At 71.4% G+C, this 15012-nt stretch carries 16 protein-coding genes; 4 read left to right on the top strand and 12 right to left on the bottom strand.

Annotated elements, in window-relative coordinates:
• The first annotated feature begins 391 nt into the window (after nucleotides 1–391).
• Nucleotides 392–763: a hypothetical protein gene (locus tag P3T41_RS34585; protein ID WP_280694608.1), complete on the top strand. Its 372-nt coding sequence runs from the start codon at nucleotides 392–394 to the stop codon at nucleotides 761–763.
• A 420-nt stretch (nucleotides 764–1183) separates the two neighbouring features.
• On the opposite strand, the gene P3T41_RS34580 is transcribed toward P3T41_RS34585, so the two are convergent.
• The 4 genes from P3T41_RS34580 to P3T41_RS34565 all read right to left on the bottom strand — a co-directional run bounded on the left by P3T41_RS34580 (nucleotide 1184) and on the right by P3T41_RS34565 (nucleotide 4580).
• Nucleotides 1184–2143: a pirin family protein gene (locus tag P3T41_RS34580; RefSeq protein WP_280694607.1), complete on the bottom strand. Its 960-nt coding sequence runs from the start codon at nucleotides 2141–2143 to the stop codon at nucleotides 1184–1186.
• Nucleotides 2144–2216: 73 nt separating this feature from the next.
• Nucleotides 2217–2993, bottom strand: a complete 777-nt coding sequence (locus tag P3T41_RS34575) for an RDD family protein (RefSeq protein ID WP_280694606.1) — start codon at nucleotides 2991–2993, stop codon at nucleotides 2217–2219.
• On the bottom strand, nucleotides 2981–3664 hold the full coding sequence (gene rpe / locus P3T41_RS34570) for a ribulose-phosphate 3-epimerase (RefSeq protein ID WP_280694605.1): 684 nt from the start codon (nucleotides 3662–3664) through the stop codon (nucleotides 2981–2983). Before rpe ends, P3T41_RS34575 begins: the two co-directional genes overlap by 13 nt.
• 76 nt (nucleotides 3665–3740) lie before the next feature.
• Complete coding sequence (locus tag P3T41_RS34565; protein WP_280694604.1) at nucleotides 3741–4580, bottom strand: class I SAM-dependent methyltransferase; 840 nt, start codon at nucleotides 4578–4580, stop codon at nucleotides 3741–3743.
• A gap of 149 nt (nucleotides 4581–4729) precedes the next feature.
• Here P3T41_RS34565 and P3T41_RS34560 point away from each other — a divergent pair, with 149 nt between their 5' ends.
• Entirely contained in the window at nucleotides 4730–5578 is an 849-nt protein-coding gene (locus P3T41_RS34560) for an SDR family NAD(P)-dependent oxidoreductase (RefSeq protein WP_280694603.1), read from the top strand.
• Between the two features lie 21 nt (nucleotides 5579–5599).
• Here the strand turns inward: P3T41_RS34560 and P3T41_RS34555 are convergent, their stop codons facing one another.
• The 3 genes from P3T41_RS34555 to P3T41_RS34545 all read right to left on the bottom strand — a co-directional run bounded on the left by P3T41_RS34555 (nucleotide 5600) and on the right by P3T41_RS34545 (nucleotide 8548).
• Nucleotides 5600–6571: an aldo/keto reductase gene (locus tag P3T41_RS34555; RefSeq protein ID WP_280694602.1), complete on the bottom strand. Its 972-nt coding sequence runs from the start codon at nucleotides 6569–6571 to the stop codon at nucleotides 5600–5602.
• A gap of 97 nt (nucleotides 6572–6668) precedes the next feature.
• Nucleotides 6669–7508: an ABC transporter permease gene (locus P3T41_RS34550; RefSeq protein WP_280694601.1), complete on the bottom strand. Its 840-nt coding sequence runs from the start codon at nucleotides 7506–7508 to the stop codon at nucleotides 6669–6671.
• Nucleotides 7508–8548 carry an ATP-binding cassette domain-containing protein gene (locus P3T41_RS34545; RefSeq protein ID WP_280694600.1) on the bottom strand — a complete coding sequence of 347 codons (1041 nt, stop codon included), beginning with the start codon at nucleotides 8546–8548 and terminating at the stop codon, nucleotides 7508–7510. Before P3T41_RS34545 ends, P3T41_RS34550 begins: the two co-directional genes overlap by 1 nt.
• Nucleotides 8549–8706: 158 nt before the next feature.
• Between P3T41_RS34545 and P3T41_RS34540 the strand changes: the two genes are divergently transcribed.
• Nucleotides 8707–9447, top strand: a complete 741-nt coding sequence (locus P3T41_RS34540) for a TetR/AcrR family transcriptional regulator (protein WP_280694599.1) — start codon at nucleotides 8707–8709, stop codon at nucleotides 9445–9447.
• A gap of 134 nt (nucleotides 9448–9581) precedes the next feature.
• Here P3T41_RS34540 and P3T41_RS34535 read toward each other — a convergent pair whose 3' ends face one another.
• Nucleotides 9582–10799, bottom strand: a complete 1218-nt coding sequence (locus tag P3T41_RS34535) for a cytochrome P450 (protein WP_280694598.1) — start codon at nucleotides 10797–10799, stop codon at nucleotides 9582–9584.
• Nucleotides 10800–11046: 247 nt separating this feature from the next.
• Here P3T41_RS34535 and P3T41_RS34530 point away from each other — a divergent pair, with 247 nt between their 5' ends.
• On the top strand, nucleotides 11047–11247 hold the full coding sequence (locus P3T41_RS34530; protein WP_280694597.1) for a DUF1272 domain-containing protein: 201 nt from the start codon (nucleotides 11047–11049) through the stop codon (nucleotides 11245–11247).
• Nucleotides 11248–11429: 182 nt separating this feature from the next.
• Here the strand turns inward: P3T41_RS34530 and P3T41_RS34525 are convergent, their stop codons facing one another.
• From P3T41_RS34525 to def, 4 genes are all read right to left on the bottom strand, one after another.
• Nucleotides 11430–11858, bottom strand: coding sequence for a GNAT family N-acetyltransferase (locus P3T41_RS34525; RefSeq protein ID WP_280694596.1), 429 nt, complete (start codon nucleotides 11856–11858; stop codon nucleotides 11430–11432).
• A 66-nt stretch (nucleotides 11859–11924) separates the two neighbouring features.
• Nucleotides 11925–13373, bottom strand: a complete 1449-nt coding sequence (locus P3T41_RS34520) for a transcription antitermination factor NusB (RefSeq protein WP_280694595.1) — start codon at nucleotides 13371–13373, stop codon at nucleotides 11925–11927.
• 80 nt (nucleotides 13374–13453) lie between these two features.
• Nucleotides 13454–14392, bottom strand: coding sequence for a methionyl-tRNA formyltransferase (gene fmt / locus P3T41_RS34515; protein WP_280694594.1), 939 nt, complete (start codon nucleotides 14390–14392; stop codon nucleotides 13454–13456).
• A 68-nt stretch (nucleotides 14393–14460) separates the two neighbouring features.
• A complete protein-coding gene (def, locus tag P3T41_RS34510; protein WP_280694593.1) occupies nucleotides 14461–15006 on the bottom strand; it encodes a peptide deformylase in 546 nt (181 codons plus the stop codon).
• Nucleotides 15007–15012: the final 6 nt, after the last annotated feature.

Raw genomic sequence — 15012 nt, 5'->3', positions numbered from 1 at the left:
TGCTCATGTTGCTCTTGCCACTCACTACCTGGACTGCTTCCTCCGGGACCCAACCGTCCCAGTATCAAGCTGTCCAGATCAACGGGGGAACTTCAATCCACCCGGCAGACTGACGTCCGCCACCAGCCCGAGCGCCCCGGAACTGAGTCACGCCAGCCCCCGTGACCAGCCAACTTCACGATGCACAGCGCTCACTGGCTTTGTTCACGAGAACCCGCTCTCGTGAACAAAGCCAGTCAGCACCTCTTGGGGCATGCCCTGCCCCCTTGGCCACACCGGAATCTGACCAGAAAGGGTCCCCCGGCGCCGTCGTCCCACGACTACGCTCCTAGCTGCCGTCGGGGGAAGGCAGCAGGGCCGCCCCCGCATGCCTAAGACGGGGGACTACCTCATGCGTACCATCGCCAAGCGCGCCGCTCAGAGCCTCGCGGCCACCGCGCTCGCCATCGGCGGCATCGCCGCCGCCACCGGCACCGCCAACGCCGCCACCGACCAGTACTGCCAGCACGGCACCTGTATCAGCGGCAGCAACTACAGCGGCTCGGCCCTCGGCGAAATCTGCAACGGCCAGAGCTCCGCGAACGACTTCTACCTGTGGCTCACGGACGACGCCAACGGCAACACGGTGAGGGTCACCACTCCGATGCTCAGCCCCGGCCGCTGTGACCTGATTGCCATGAACGTGGGCAACGACCCGGTGCAGGTCTTCGCCAGCTCCGCCGGCAACTGGACCTACGGCACCAACCCGATCTACCCGAACTGACCAACACCAGCACCGGCTCCGCTGCGCCCCGCCCGACAGACACCCCGTTCGCGGCGGGGCGCAGCCCTGTCCGTACACAGGAACAACGCGCACGCGGATGCGTCGAACCTGCAGGCCTGCTCCCGAAGATGTCGCACAGGTCGTAGCCGAGGCGCGGGTAGTGCTCGTGGAGGATCGCGACGATGCAGCGGTTGTCAAGGACGGCATGCGGCACCAACGGCACCCACTACGGCTGGCCGATGCCTCGGAACGCTTGTCTGACTGAACCCGGCCACGGATGGCCACACCTGAGGCTCGTGGCCGACCACCGGAGCCGCCACTCGGAGGTTCGAGCGTCCTCCCGGAGCGGTGGATCGCAGACGCCCCGGACCGCGAGCCACAGCAACTCCGCGCAACCTTTCTCTGGTACATGGTCCCAGGTCAGCGCATCCTTCCCCGTGGCTTCAGGGGCAGTTGGGGCAGCTCGGGAGCAGCCAGCCGGTCGCCGTCGTAGCCGTGCACCTCACCGAACCGCGCACCGGTCATCCAGTCCTCGCGCGCCTGCCTGATGTCCTCTTCGGTCCGGCCGATGAAGTTCCACCACATCAGGATCTCCTCCTCGAACGGCTCCCCGCCCAGCAGCAGCAACGAGCTGTCGGTGCGAGCCAGCATGGGCAGTTCGCGACGGCCGCAGCCGAGGTAGAGGATCGCGCCGGGCTCCAGGGCGACCCCGTCCACGTCGACGCTGCCGGTCATCGCCAGCGCGGCGTACTCGAAGTGGGGCTCCAAGGGCAGCTTGGTGGAACTTCCCTGACGCAGCGTCAGATCGACGCCGACCAGTGGGGTGTACGTGGTGCCCGGGGAGGTTGTGCCGTCGAGCGAGCCGAGGATCACGGTGCCGTGCAGGCCGGGTGCGGTGATCTCGGGGAGTTGGTCGTGGTGTTCGAAGGTCGGGGTGGTGTGGCGGTGGGTGTCGGGGAGGGCGACCCAGAGTTGGGCGCCGTGCAGGAGGCGGGCGTGCGGGCGCGGGGATTCCTCGGAGTGCGAGATGGCGCGGCCGGAGGTCATCAGGCCCAGCTCGCGCGGTCGCACGGTCTGCAGGTTGCCGAGGCTGTCGCGGTGCAGGACTTCGCCCTCGTGCAGCCAGCTGACGGTCTGCAGGCCCAGGTGCGGGTGCGGCGGGACCTGCATGCCGGGCTCGTCGGCGATGTCGTCAGGGCCGTAGTGGTCGACGAAGCACCAGGCGCCGACCATCCGCCGCCCGAGGTTGGGCAGCAGCCGGCGGACCTCGGTGCTCTCGCCGAGCCGCACGTTGCGGCCGGTCAGCAGGTCGCGAACCGGGCCGGTGCTCGCATCGCCACCGCACAGGGTGGCGACGGGCTTGCGATCAAGGTTGCTCATCAGCCCACCGTAGCGGCAGCTCCCCCGTGGTGGGCCGACGCGCGAGCCGGCCCACCCGCGAGCTGACGCATCCTCAGTCGCCGGTCCGACTCCGCAGGTTGCGCCCGAGGTCCGAGTCGGCCAGCTGCCGCAGGCCCTGCTGCGCGAACGCCGCGGCGGGCTGCAGGACGGCCACGGCGCCGACCCGGGTGCCGGACAGGCGGTCGGCCACCGAGCGGCGCTCCCCGGCCAGCGCGGGGAGCGCGTTGACCCAGAAGACCAGCACCGCGACGGCCCAGAGCACCGCCGCGAGCACGAACGCGCCGGCGGCCAGCGCGCAGCAGGCCGCCGCGAAGCAGCCGATGTCCGCCACCGTCGTCACCGCGCCGCGGATCGCGGCGGGGCGACGGTGCAGGCCGCGCCGCAGCCCGTGCGGCGCGGCGCCGTGCACCCGAAGGCCGAACAGCGCCTTGCCCAGCGTCCGGCCGGCCAGGGCCAGCGTCGCGAACTGGTAGAGGAAGGTGAGCAGCACCAGGGCGACGAAGCCCTGCTGCACATCGGAGATCGCCGAGTGCCAGAGCGACAGCCCCAGTCCCTCGCCGGCCCCGACGTAGTTGCCGCGCGATTTGATCAACTGCCACACGCTCTGCCCGGCCAGCCCGGGGACGCTGATCAGCATCGCGCCGATCCGATGGAAGGTCAGCACGCCGAGCAGCATGGCCAGTCCGAGGACCACGGTGAAGTCGACCAGCCAGGCGAACCCTCGCCGGAACACCCCGGTGCGCGGGGCGACCGCCGCAACGCCCGCGACGGGGCCGGGCTGCGGAAAACCGGCCGTGGGGCCCTGCTCGGGGAAGTTCAGTGTGCGCATGCCCACCCCGCACCCGCCGTGGCCGCCTCGGCCTGGGCCCGCAGCGAGCGGACCGCCTCGGCCGGGTCCGCGGCCCCGTAGACCGCCGAACCGGCGACGAACACGTCCGCGCCGGCCTCGGCACAGCGCTCGATGGTGCTGGCGGAGACGCCGCCGTCCACCTGGAGCCAGAGTTCCAAGCCGTGCTTGGCGATCAGCTCCCGGGTGCGGCGGATCTTGGGCAGCATGATGTCCAGGAAGGCCTGGCCGCCGAAGCCGGGCTCGACGGTCATGATCAACAGCATGTCCAGCTCGGGCAGCAGGTCCTCGTAGGGCTCGATCGGGGTGGCGGGCTTCAGCGCCATCGAGGCACGGGCGCCCATGGCCCGGATCTCCCGCGCGAGCCGGACCGGCGCGGCGGCCGCCTCGACGTGGAAGGTGACCGAGCCGGCACCGGCCTCCACGTACTGCGGCGCCCAGCGGTCCGGCTGCTCGATCATCAGGTGGCAGTCCAGCGGCGTGCTGGTCGCCCGCGCGAGCGACTCCACCACCGGGACGCCGAGCGTGAGGTTGGGCACGAAGTGGTTGTCCATCACATCGACATGCAGCCAGTCGGCGCCGCGCACCGCCTCGGCCTCCTGGGCCAGGCGGGCGAAGTCCGCGGACAGGATGCTGGGGTTGATCTGGGCCATTTCCGGAAACCTTCACCACTCGTCGAACCGACCACCACCGGGGCCGCCTGGGCCCATCATCTCCCGAAGGCCGGACTCAGGCCCCGACCGGGGTCCGCTCCAGGACGATCACGTCGTACCGCTCCAGCACCGGCGCCGTCGCCCCACCGTCCCCAGTGGCCCCACCGTCCCTAGCGGCCCCAGTAGCGCCAGCACCGCCGCCACCCGCGAGTTCCGCGTCCAGCCGGGCCAGGCCCGCAGCGAACTCCGCCTCGCTCAGCGCGAGGAACTTCGACTGCGCCCGCCCGCCGATCCGCTCCCGCCACTCCCGCAGGTCGGACGCCACCGGCCGGCTGAAGGAGTGCACCCGGTGCACGGCGAACCCGGCCGGGGTGAAGTCCTCGACGATCTGGCGCTCGCTCGGGAAACGCTCGGCATCGGTCTCCAGCAGCCGCGGCCAGTAGCGGTACACCGGCGCGTCCAGCCGCTCCCGCACGGTGGTGCGGATCACCAGCCGTGCGCCGGGGCGCAGCACCCGGGCCAGCTCGCGGGCGGCGACCGGCCGGTCCGGCAGGTGGTGGACCACCCGGGAGAGCAGCGCCAGGTCGAAGCCCGCGTCCGGCACCGGCAGCGCCTCGGCCGGTCCCGCGAGGTAACGCACCCGCGGGTGGGCGTTGTGCCGCTCGGCCTCGGCCAGCATCGGCGCGGACGGCTCCACCCCGGTCACCTCGGCGGCCGGCAGGACCTCGGCCAGCGCGGCGCAGAACATCCCGGTCCCGGCCCCGACTTCCAGGACGGCGCGGCCGCCCGGCGCGTACCCGGCGATCAGCTCCGCCCAGGCTCGCAGCGAGGCGGCCGGCATCTCGTTGCCGCGCTCGTAGACCGATGCGAGCCGCGGATCCTGGTACGCGGCGCCCGTCCCGTCCATCGTCCCCATCGCCCCGTCGTCCCCTCGTCATCCCCGCGTCGATCCCCTCGGCCGACCGCGAGTTCCGACACGAGTTCCGATACGAACTCCCGCCGGACTCGCTAGGTTTACCTCTGAACCGTCGCGACACTTCCGTTACGGACTACGGAGCTGACACTATGTCACCCACTTCATCCCTGACCACCATCATGATCACCGGTGCCACCGACGGCCTGGGCCGGGCCCTCGCCCTGCGGCTGGCCGCACCGGACACGCTGCTGATCCTGCACGGGCGTTCGGCCGAACGGGCCGCCGAGGTTCAGCGGCAGGTGCGGGCTGCGGGCGGGGCGGCCGAGGTCCGACTCGCCGACCTGGCCGACCTGCACCAGGTGGACCGGCTCGCGGACACCGTCCTGGCCGGCTTCGACCGGCTCGACGTCCTGGTCAACAACGCCGGCATCGGCTTCGGCGCCCCGGGAACGGGCCGCCAGGAGTCCGCCGACGGCATCGAACTGCGCTTCGCCGTCAACTACCTGGCCGGCTACCGGCTGACCGAGCGGCTGCTTCCCCGGCTCGCCGAGTCGCCCGGCGGCGCGGCCCGGATCGTCAACGTGGCCTCGGCCGGCCAGGAGCCGATCGACTTCGCCGACCCGCAGCTGAGCAAGGCGTACGACGGGGCGGTGGCCTATCGGCGCAGCAAGCTGGCCCAGATCACCGCCACCTACGACCTGGCCGACCGGCTGGCCGCCGACAACCGGCCGGTCACCGTGAACGCCCTGCACCCGGCCAGCCTGATGGCCACCACCATGGTCCAGGAGGCCGGCGTGACCCCCTGGAGCACGGTGGAGCAGGGCCTGGAAGCGACGCTGCGGCTGGTCACCGGTGCCGCCGGTGCCAACAGCGGCCGGTACTACAACGGCACCCAGGAGGCCCGCGCCGACGCCCAGGCCTACGACCCCGAGGCGCGCGCCCGACTCCGCGCCCTGTCCGAGGAGTTGGTCACCGAGGCACTCGGCCGGGCGAGCTGAGCGAGCCGAACGAGCCGCTGATCACCAGGCGTACGCCTCCGGCGCGGGCCCGAACCCGGGGAAGATCTCGTCCAGCCGCGCCAGGGCCTTCTGATCGAGCGTCACACCCAGCGCGCGCACGGCCGCGTGCAACTGCTCCAGGGTGCGCGGCCCGACGATCGGAGCGGTCACGGCCGGCCTGGTGAGCAGCCAGGCGAGCGCGATGTCGCCCGGCTCCTGGCCGAGTTCGGCGGCGAAGTCCTCGAACGCCTGGATCTGCTCGCGCTTGTCGGCCAGCACGCTCGCCGCCCGGCCACTGACGCGTCGCACCCCCTCCCGCTCCTTGCGCAGCACGCCGCCGAGCAGGCCGCCGTTCAACGGCGACCAGGGGATCACGCCCAGGCCGTAGGCCTCGGCCGCGGGCAGCACCTCCAGCTCGACGGTGCGCTCCAGCAGGTTGTAGAACGACTGCTCGCTGGTCAGGCCGAGGAAGTTGCGGGCCCTGGCGGCCTCCTGGGCCCGGGCGATGTGCCAGCCGGCGAAGTTGCTGGAGCCGACGTAGATGATCTTTCCCTGGGCGACCAGCACCTCCATCGCCTGCCAGATCTCCTCCCACGGCGTGGCCCGGTCGATGTGGTGCATCTGGTAGAGATCGATGTAGTCGGTGCCCAGGCGCTTCAGGCTGGCCTCCACCGCCCGCCGGATGTTGAGCGCGGAGAGCCTGCCCTCGTTGGGCCAGTCCCCCATGTCCCCGTAGAGCTTGGTGGCGAGCACCGTCTTCTCCCGACGCCCGCCGCCCTGGGCGAACCAGTTGCCGATGATCTCCTCGGTGCGCCCGAGGCTCACCTGCCGCCCGTAGGTGTTGGCGGTGTCGAAGAAGTTGATGCCCTGCTCGTGCGCGACGTCCATGATCTGATGGGCGTCGGGCTCCTCGGTGTGCGGGCCGAAGTTCATCGTGCCCAGGCAGAGACGTGAGACGCGAAGGCCGGTGCGGCCGAGGTGGGTGTACTCCATGACCCCACCCTCCGCCGCACCGCTCCCCGCTGTCCAGCACTTCACTGAAGACCGACCTGATGGACCATCAACTGAGAGGTCCGCTGAGCCGTGCGCGTCACCGACCGTGCTGCTGGTAGCTGCGCACCGCGAGCGGCCCGCAGACCGCGATCAGCAGGGCCGACCAGAGCAGCGTCGCGGCCACCGGGTGGTGCAGCGGCCAACCCTGGCCGCTGCCGGCGGGGTTGCCGAACAGCTGCCGGGCCCCGGCCACCACCGAGCTGATCGGGTTCCACTCGGCGATCACCCGCAGCCAGCCGGGCAGGCCGCCGGTCGGGACGAAGGTGTTTGTCACCATGCCGATCGGGAAGGTCAGGATGGCCAGTTGGCCGGCCACCTCCTCCCGGCCCGCGGCCAGGCCCAGGCAGGTGCCGAGCCAGGTCATCACGAAGCGGAAGAGCAGCAGCAGCCCGAACCCAGCCAGCGCGTCGCCGAACCCGCGGTGGGCCTGCCAGCCCACCAGCAGGCCGACCACCGCGAGCAGCGCCAGCACCACGGTGCTGACCAGCAGGTCGGCCAGCGCGGTGCCGAGCAGCACGCCGAAGCGCGAGACCGGCATCGAGCGGATCCGGTCGGCGGCGCCGCGGTCCAGGTCCCGGGCCGCGCCGACCATGGTCGGCATCACCCCGTTGACGCTGACCATCGCGAACAGGCCCGGCATCAGGAACTCGCGGTAGTTGCCGCCGGGCACCCGCATCGCACTGCCGAAGACGTAGCCGAAGACCACCACCATCACCACCGGCACCACCAGTGAGGCGGCCATCAGGCCGGGCGAGTGGCGGTAGTGCAGCAGGACCCGGCGGGTCGAGGTGAGCGCGTCGGCGAGCGGATCGGTGCGGCTGCGGCGCCGGCTCCCGAGAGCCGGCCGGCGTACGGTGCCAGGAGTCGCGACGGACATCAGGCCGCCACCTCCGCCGCGACACCCGCATCGCCGACAGCCGCGTCGCCGACACCCGCATCGCTGATACCCGCATCGCTGATACCCGCACCAGGACCCGCGTCGCCGGTCAGCGCGAGGAAGACGTCGTCCAACGTCGGAGTCCGCAACGCGACGTCCCGCGCGGCCACCCCGTCCTCGTCCAACGCCCGTACCAGGCGCGGCAGCGAGACCTCGCACCCGGGCAGCGAGACCACCGAGACCAGCAGCCGGTCGGCGTCGGTCTGCGGCTCTCCGCCGGTCAGCGCGGCCAGCACCCGTGCGGCGGCGGGCAGTTCAGCCACGTTGCCGACCGCCACCTCCACCCGGGCGCCGATCGAGGCCTTGAGCCGGTCGGGTGGGCCGTCGGCGATCGCCCGACCCTGGCCGATCACCAGGACCTGGTCGGCCAGCCGGTCCGCCTCGTCCAGGTACTGGGTGGTGAGCAGCACCGTGGTACCGGTGCCGGTCAACTCCCGCACCGCGTCCCAGATCTCGCCGCGACTGCGCGGGTCGAGGCCGGTGGTCGGCTCGTCGAGGAAGAGCACCGGCGGGCTGGTGACCAGGCAGGCGATCAGGTCGAGGCGACGGCGCTGCCCGCCGGAGTAGGTGCGCACCAGGCGGTCGGCCACCTGCGCGAGCCCGAACCGCTCCAGCAGCTCGGCGCTGCGGCGGCGGGCCTCGCGGGCGCCGAGGTGGTGGAAGCGGCCGACCAGCTGCAGGTTCTCCCGACCGGTGATCCCCTCGTCGACGGCGGCGTGCTGCCCGGCCAGGCCGATGCTGCGCCGCACCTGCTCGGCCTCGGTGACCACGTCGTAGCCGGCCACCGTGGCGCTGCCCTGGTCGGGCGCGGCGAGCGTGGCGAGGATCCGCACGGCGGTGGTCTTGCCCGCGCCGTTCGGGCCGAGCAGCCCGTAGACGGTGCCGGCGGGAACTGCCAGGTCGAGTCCGGCCAGCGCGTGGGTCTTGCCGTAACGCTTGGTCAGACCCTGGGCGCGGACGGCGAGGTGTTCTCGGGACATGACGATTCCCTCCGGAATCTAGGTACGTTGTACGTAGAAGCGTGCTGCGCAACAGCGTACTACGTACGTGGTACGGAATAGAAGGCTGCCCGGCCGGCAGTCGAACCGCTCCCTACTGGCGGCCCCTCTAGGATGGGGACCCGAGAGGTGATCCGTCCGTGCCGTCCCGCAAGTCCAGCCCCACCCCCGACGCCACCCCCGAGCCCGGTGCCGAATCGCCGGAGCTCATCTGGCTGCGCCCCGAGCGCACCGGACGCGGGCCGCGCCCCGCGCACAGCCGCGCCTCGATCGCGCGCGCCGCGATGGAGATCGCCGACGCCGACGGGCTGGACGCGGTGACGATGCGCCGGATCGCCGGCGAGCTGGGCGCCGGGACCATGTCGCTCTACAACTACGTGCCGAAGAAGGAGCAGTTGCTCGACCTGATGCTCGACGCGGTCTGCGCCGAGTACGAGCTGCCCGACCAGCCGTCCGGCGACTGGCGCGCCGACCTGCGGCTGCTGGCCGGTCAGCAACTGGCGATCCTGCGCCGCCACCCGTGGGCCGTCACGATCATCCGCACCCGGGCCTCGTTCGGCCCGAACAGCCTGCGCTACACCGAGTTCTTCCTCGGCGCGCTGGCCGACACCGAGTTGAGCGGCGGCCAGAAGATGGAGGCGCTGGCCATGCTGACCGGCTTCACCTGCCAGTTCGTCGACTGGGAACGTGCCACCGTGGCCTCCGGGCAGGACGTCCAGCAGTGGCAGCGCGACCTGGTGACCTACCTGACCGGCGTCGTGCTGACCGGCGACTACCCGAACATCGCCGGCGCGCTGGCCTCCGGCAACGCGCCACTGGACCCACAGGCGTCCTTCGAGCGCTTCCTGGACAAGCTGCTGACGGTACTGGTGGAGCCCTGACCGCCGCCGCCCGCCGTGGAAGCGGGGCACCAGTCCAGCGTCAAGTGCCGTACCCTCGACCTGCGTTCGTGATCCGCTGACACGACGGGGCGGCCCGGGACGAGATGTCCCGGGCCGCCCCGTCGTGTGCGTCGCTACTTGGTGGCGACCGGGAGAGCCGTCAGGCCGCGCATCAACGTGCTGTTCCGGTAACGGAGTTCCTGCGGCTGCCGAGCCAGTCGCAGCTCCGGGTAACGCTCGAAGAGCCGGCGCAGCGCGATCTCGACCTCCATCCGGGCCAGCGGCGCCCCGACGCAGTAGTGCACGCCGTGGCCGAAGCTCAGCACACCGGTGTGCTTGCGGGTGACGTCCAGGACCTCGGGCTGCTCGAACTTGTGCGGGTCCCGGCCGGCCGAACCCAGCGAGAGGACCAGGATCTCCTCGGCCGGGATGGTCACGCCGTCGCTCAGCGGGATCGGCTCCTTGGTGAACCGGAAGCTGGCAATGCTGACCGGGCTGTCGTAGCGCATCAACTCGTCAAAGGCCGACCCGTACAGCTCCGGGGCGCCGGTCAGCTTGGCCAACTGCTCCGGGTTGCGCAGCAGCGCCAGGATGGAGTTGCCGATCATGTGCGTCGACGCCTCCTGGCCGGCGACCACCAGCAGGAAGAACATCGCGACCAGTTCCGCCTCGGACATCGACTCGCCGTCATCGGTGGCGTGCACCAGGCCGCTGAGCAGGTCGTCCTGGGGCTGTGCGCGCTTGCGCTCCATCAGTTGCTTTGCGTAGTCGATGACCGCGGTGGAGGCGGCCTCCACCTCCTCGGGCGCGTGGTCGGCCCCGACCAGCGTGGTGGCCCAGCCCAGGAACAGCGCCCGGTCGTCAGCCGGGATCCCCAGCAGCTCCGCGATCACGGTGATGGGGATCGGGACCGCGTAGTCGGCCACCAGGTCGACCTCGTCCCGCTCTTCCATCCGGTCCAGCAGCTCGTCCACCATCGCGACGATCCGCGACCGGATCTGCTCCACTCGGCGGGTGGTGAACTCTCGGGCCACCAGCTTGCGCAGCCTGGTGTGCTTGGGCGGGTCCGAGTTGAGCATGTGGGCCGTCAGGTCGTCGTTGAAGCTGGTCGACGACTCGTCGGCCCCCGAGTGTCTCGCGTAGAGCTGGTTGACCCGTCTTCCGTCCTTGCTGACCCGATCGTCGGCCAGTAACATCCGCACGTCGTCGTAGCGCGTGACGATCCAGACCTTGACGCCGTGCGGCATCACGATCTCCTTGACCGGGCCCTCGGCGCGCAGCCTGGCGTAGAGCTCGTAGGGCCGGTGAATGAAATCGGCGGCAAGGCGCTCGATCGCCTCTGGACTGCTCATCACTGTGGTCCTTTCAGGACTGACTGAACTCACTTGTCCACGTGGCTGATTGACAGATTCACGGTTGAAAGACAGTACCGTCAAGGGGATCGACACGTGTACGGATACGAACTTCGTGCAGCAGCCTGACTTGGGCGATTTCGTCCCGGTCGATGCTTCCTGTCGAAGAGCGCCGCATTGACAATGGGCATTCAACTTTGCCCGATGGCCGTCGGACCAACGGAACTCCGACATCGACAGAAGTGACATGGCCCTGGAGATACGCGATCGCCGCGAAGAAAACCGGACCGCAGTCCTTTCGCACGCCTCGATCGCCCATATCTGCTTGCATAAGCGCACATTCCGCGCGCCGCAAGGTGACGCGATGCGGGACATTTGCCCCAACCGCGATGGTGAACTCGTCGCCCGCCCTCGCGGTATTCCGGCCTCGGTCGGCGAAGTCGCCTAAGTGATCAGTTCAGAATGAGTTGAGCTGCGGGTCTTGCGCTCGATGATCTGCCTCCGGCGGCTCCGAACGGCATTCTGAAACGATCATTCAGGCTGACCGCATGATCACCGTCCTGGTCAACCGGCTCCCCGGCGCCGACGTCCCGGCCCTGGCCATCGCCCTCCGAGCGGGGTAGCAGCCGGTCACCGCACGCGCGGCAGCCCGAAGCCCGACATCCGCTTCTCCTCGAACGACATGAACCCCAACCCGCGGTAGAACGCGTGGTTGCGCGGTCCCTCGGGGGTCGACTCGTGGTCCGTCGAGAGCAGGAAGAACCGGCAGTGCCGGTAACGATCCGTCAGATGTGCCATCAGCGCCCGCCCGATCCCCTGCCGCCGGCAGCGCGGATCCACCAGCAGGTCCTGCACGTAGCAGACGTGCTCGTCGTCCGAGATCGTCCGGGCAAGCCCGAGCAGCGTGCCCGCCTCGTCCCGGGCGGTGATCACCAGGTGCGAGTTCGCCAGGCCCCGGACGAGCCTGTCGACGTCGCGGGTGTACCCCTCCCACCCCACCGCCTGGTAGAGCGGGAGCACCTCGTCCGGGTCGAAAGCCGTCTCAGGCCCGATCCTCATGTCACAGCCCTCATGTCACAGCCCTCATGTCACAGCCCTCGTGTCGCAGCCCTCGTGTCGCAGCCCTCACGCGGTGCGCCGCAGCAGCGCCAGGTACATCGCGTCCGTCCCGTGCAGGTGGGGCCAGAGCTGGACGTCCGGGCCCTCGCCGAGTGCCGGGACGCCGGGCAGCAGCGGCCGGGCGTCCACCCATTCGACGTCCGCGCGGCCGCGCAGCACGTCGTCGACCACCGCGCGGGTCTCGGCCAGGTGCGGCGAGCAGGTCGCGTAGCCGACCACGCCGCCGACCCGGACCGAGGTCAGCGCCGAGCGCAGCAGGTCGCGCTGGAGCTGGCCGAAGCCGGCCACGTCCTCCGGGCGGCGCCGCCAGCGCGACTCGGGACGGCGGCGCAGCGCGCCGAGGCCCGAGCACGGCACGTCGACCAGTACCCGGTCGAAGCTGCCCGGCCGCCAGGCGGGCCTGGTGCCGTCGGCGGTGATCACGGTGTACGGACCGGGGTTGCCGTCCAGCGCCCTGGCCACCAGTCGGGCTCGGTGCGGCTGGCGCTCGCTGGCCACCAGCGCGGCGCCCCGCTCGGCGGCCAGCGCGCCGAGCAGCGCGGCCTTGCCACCGGGGCCGGCGCAGCCGTCCAGCCAGAGCCGGTCGCTGCCCTCGACGGGCGCCGCGGCCAGCGCCAGCGCGACCAGCTGGCTGCCCTCGTCCTGGACGCCGGCCAGGTTCTGCTGGATCGCCGGCAGCGAGCCGGGGTCGCCGCCCTCGGCCAGCCGCACCGCGTACGGGGACCAGCGGCCGGGCGTGCTCTCCGGCAGGTCGGCGGCCAGCTCGTCGGCCGCGATCCGGCCCGGGCGGGCCACCAGGGTGACCTCGGGACGCTCGTTGTCGGCCCGCAGCAGTTCCTCGACGGCCGAGCGCCCGGCGGCCTGCGGCTGCCAGCGGCCGAGCGAGTCCCAGAGCGCGGCGACCACCCAGCGCGGGTGCGAGTGGACCACGGCGAGGTGGTCCTCGGCGTCCGCCTCGTACGGCGGGGCGACCTGGGCGATCCAGGCCTCCAGGTCCTGGGCGCTGATCCGGCGCAGCACCGCGTTGACGAACTTGGCCCGGCCGTCGCCGACCTCGGCCCTGGCCAGCTCGACGGTCGCGGAGACGGCGGCGTGGGTCGGGATCCGGGTGGCGAGCAGCTGGTGGGCGCCGAGCGACAGGACGTCCAGCACCGGCGGGTCCACCTCGCGCAGCGGGCGGTCGATGCAGGCGGCGATGATCGCGTCGTAGGTGCCCTGGAGGCGCAGCGTGCCGTAGACCAGCTCGGTGGCGAGCGCGGCGTCGCGGCGGTCCATGCCCTTCTGCTCGGCCTCGCGCAGCAGCGAGGGCAGGATCAGGTTGGCGTAGGCGTCGCGCTCGTCGACGGCACGCAGCGCACGGAAGGCGACGCTGCGCGCCGGGTCCTTCTTCGGACGGCGGTGCGGGCGGGGCGCGCCGCGCTTGGCGGGCTTCGACGGGGTGGCGGGGGTGCTCATGGGGACCTCAAGGTGCTGCGGAGTTATCAGAAACGGTAACGCTAAAGCTGAGGCTCAGACCTCAAGCCCAGGTCTGGGGCTCAGGCCGCGCCCAGCTGCTCGCCGCTCTCGATCCGCACCCCGCGCGCCCAGTCCGCCGCCCGCATCGGCTTCTTGCCCTGCGGCTGGACCTCGCCGAGCTCGATGTCGTGGCTGCCGGTGCCCGCCCGCACCGCGTTCTTGCTCACCGCGAGTTCGCCGGGAGCCAGCTCCGCGCTGTCGGTGAGCAGCTTCACCGGCCCGGAGAGCTTCAGCCGCTCGCCCCGGAACATCGTCCAAGCGCCCGGCGCGGGCGCGCAGCCGCGCACCAGGCGGTCGATCCGCAGCGCGGGGTGGTTCCACTCGATCCGGGCGTCCTCGACGTTGATCTTCGGGGCCAGCGTGATGCCGTCGGCCGGCTGCGGAACGGCGAGCAGGCTGCCGTCCTCGATGCCGTCCATGGTCGCGGCCAGCAGGCCGGCACCGGATCGGGCCAGCCGGTCGAGCAGTTCGCCGCTGGTGTCGGTGGGCCGGATCTCCTCGGTGATCACGCCGAAGACCGGTCCGGAGTCCAGGCCGCGCTCGATCCGGAAGGTCGAGGCGCCGGTCACCTCGTCGCCGGCCAGCACCGCGTGCTGGACGGGCGCCGCGCCGCGCCAGGCCGGCAGCAGCGAGAAGTGCAGGTTGACCCAGCCGTGCGCGGGGATCTCCAGGGCCGGCTCGCGCAGCAGCGCGCCGTAGGCGACCACGGGGCAGCAGTCGGGGGCCAACTCGGCCAGCCGCGCCAGGAACTCCGGCTCGCTCGGCTTGGCGGGCTTGAGCACCTCGATGCCGGCCTCCGCCGCCCGTTGCCCGACCGGGCTGGCGACCAGCTTGCGCCCACGCCCGGCGGGGGCGTCGGGACGGGTGACCACCGCGACCACCTCGTGCCGCTCGGAGGCGAGCAGCGCCTCCAGCGCGGGGACGGCCACCTCGGAGGTTCCGGCGAAGACGAGACGCAAAGCAGGTGCCTTTCATTGCGGGCGAGTTGGTTGTGGGTGAGTTGGTTTGTGGGTGAGTTGAGGGTCGATCAGCGAACCGGGCCGAAGGTGCTGTGCGGCGATATCCGCACCTGCGGCGCCGGCCCGCCGCCCCAGTCGGCCTCGCGGATCGCCCGCATCGCCTCCCTGCGCAGCTCGCGATCGAGGCGGTCGATGAAGATGATCCCGTCCAGGTGGTCGGTCTCGTGCTGGATGCAGCGGGCCAGCAGCTCGGTGCCCTCGACGGTGACCGGGTCTCCGTACTCGTTGAAGCCGCGAGCCACCACGCCGTACGCGCGCTTGGTGTCGAAGCGCAGCCCGGGCAGCGACAGGCAGCCCTCGGGGCCCTCCTGCTCCTCCTCGGTCAGCGACAGGTCGGGGTTGATCAGATGACCCGTCACCCCGTCCACGTGGTAGGTGAAGACCCGCAGCGAGATGCCGAGTTGGGGCGCGGCCAGGCCCGCGCCCGGCGCGTCGAGCATGGTCTCGGTGAGGTCCTTGACCAGCGTGCGCAGTTCCTTGTCGAAGGTGGTCACGGGCTGCGCCTTGGCACGCAGCACCGGGTCACCGAAGATCCGGATCGGCTGGATCGCCACGGCGGC

The sequence above is a fragment of the Kitasatospora sp. GAS204B genome, assembly GCF_029892155.1.
GTDB lineage: Bacteria > Actinomycetota > Actinomycetes > Streptomycetales > Streptomycetaceae > Kitasatospora.
The sequence above is the reverse complement of the archived record's forward strand: the minus strand, read 5'-3'. Positions and strand labels throughout refer to the sequence as shown.

Bases quoted from the DNA above. Each gene is read 5' to 3' on its own strand.
- P3T41_RS34585 (WP_280694608.1), top strand. From the start codon at position 392: ATGCGTACCATCGCCAAGCGCGCCGCTCAGAGCCTCGCGGCCACCGCG.
- P3T41_RS34580 (WP_280694607.1), bottom strand. From the start codon at position 2,143: ATGAGCAACCTTGATCGCAAGCCCGTCGCCACCCTGTGCGGTGGCGAT.
- P3T41_RS34575 (WP_280694606.1), bottom strand. From the start codon at position 2,993: ATGCGCACACTGAACTTCCCCGAGCAGGGCCCCACGGCCGGTTTTCCG.
- rpe (WP_280694605.1), bottom strand. From the start codon at position 3,664: ATGGCCCAGATCAACCCCAGCATCCTGTCCGCGGACTTCGCCCGCCTG.
- P3T41_RS34565 (WP_280694604.1), bottom strand. From the start codon at position 4,580: ATGGGGACGATGGACGGGACGGGCGCCGCGTACCAGGATCCGCGGCTC.
- P3T41_RS34560 (WP_280694603.1), top strand. From the start codon at position 4,730: ATGTCACCCACTTCATCCCTGACCACCATCATGATCACCGGTGCCACC.
- P3T41_RS34555 (WP_280694602.1), bottom strand. From the start codon at position 6,571: ATGGAGTACACCCACCTCGGCCGCACCGGCCTTCGCGTCTCACGTCTC.
- P3T41_RS34550 (WP_280694601.1), bottom strand. From the start codon at position 7,508: ATGTCCGTCGCGACTCCTGGCACCGTACGCCGGCCGGCTCTCGGGAGC.
- P3T41_RS34545 (WP_280694600.1), bottom strand. From the start codon at position 8,548: ATGTCCCGAGAACACCTCGCCGTCCGCGCCCAGGGTCTGACCAAGCGT.
- P3T41_RS34535 (WP_280694598.1), bottom strand. From the start codon at position 10,799: ATGAGCAGTCCAGAGGCGATCGAGCGCCTTGCCGCCGATTTCATTCAC.
- P3T41_RS34530 (WP_280694597.1), top strand. From the start codon at position 11,047: ATGGCCCTGGAGATACGCGATCGCCGCGAAGAAAACCGGACCGCAGTC.
- P3T41_RS34525 (WP_280694596.1), bottom strand. From the start codon at position 11,858: ATGAGGATCGGGCCTGAGACGGCTTTCGACCCGGACGAGGTGCTCCCG.
- P3T41_RS34520 (WP_280694595.1), bottom strand. From the start codon at position 13,373: ATGAGCACCCCCGCCACCCCGTCGAAGCCCGCCAAGCGCGGCGCGCCC.